Origin of the sequence: Agrobacterium sp. LR_9 (assembly GCF_041954855.1) — a bacterium.
Lineage (GTDB): Bacteria > Pseudomonadota > Alphaproteobacteria > Rhizobiales > Rhizobiaceae > Agrobacterium > Agrobacterium leguminum.
The window spans coordinates 1-800 of record NZ_JAVAYA010000065.1 but is presented as its reverse complement, the minus strand read 5'-3'; the positions used below and the strand labels follow the sequence as shown (position 1 = coordinate 800).

The following is an 800-nucleotide window of genomic DNA, read 5'->3' as shown; positions in this document are numbered from 1 at the left end:
CCGCGCCAGCCCGTCATGCACCGAAAAATCGTCGTAGAGGCTCATCACCGCCACCTTGCGGCGCGGGCAGATGCCGTAGGCCTCGCCGATCTCGAACAGGCGTTTTGCCTTGCTGATCGCTTCGTCGTTTCCACGCAGGCTGCCCCAGCGCACCAGAAGCCAGGCCCATTCGAACTGGTGGCCGGGTTCCATGATCCGGCCTTTGTCGCTGTCATGCGGTGTCCAGTCATGGGCGAAGAATTCGCGCAAGCCGCCATTGCCGCCATCGATGAAGCGGTTAAGCGCAAGATCGGCGATTTCGTCGGCCAGCGCCGACCACGGGCCGTCCGGGTCCTGCACCTCCCAGGCCAGCATCGCCTCGAAGAGATGCATGTGCGGATTGGAGCAGAGCGGCGTGCGCGGCGGGTTCGCTTCCTCGAAGCCGGCGACCGGATGTCTGTAGTCGCGTTCGAGGATGGCAAGGATATCGAGCGCCCGGCCGCGCATCTCGTCCCGGCGCTCGGGAAGGCTTGCAGCCGCCTGTGCGGCGGCAAACAGCGCAAAGGCCTGATTGTAGAGATCGAAGGAGGGATCGATCAGCCGGCCCGTCTGGTCGGCAAGGTTGCCGTAAAGGCCGTTTTCAAGGCGGTAGACCTTCTCGAACCAGGAAAGTCCGTGCAGGAGCGCGTCTTTCCACGGTCCCTGCCAGCCATGCTGGCCGGCTGCGGCGAAACAATAGGCCTGACGCGGCTGCACGCGGGCGCGGCGGTCATCGGAAAAAACCGGTTTTGCATCCTGGCCAAGACGTTCGTAAAAGCCGC

At 64.0% G+C, this 800-nt stretch carries 1 protein-coding gene; it reads right to left on the bottom strand.

The features are described from left to right. Nucleotides 1-800, bottom strand: an 800-nt coding sequence (locus RAC79_RS25605; protein ID WP_374997699.1) for an AGE family epimerase/isomerase, incomplete at both ends; no start/stop codon positions are given.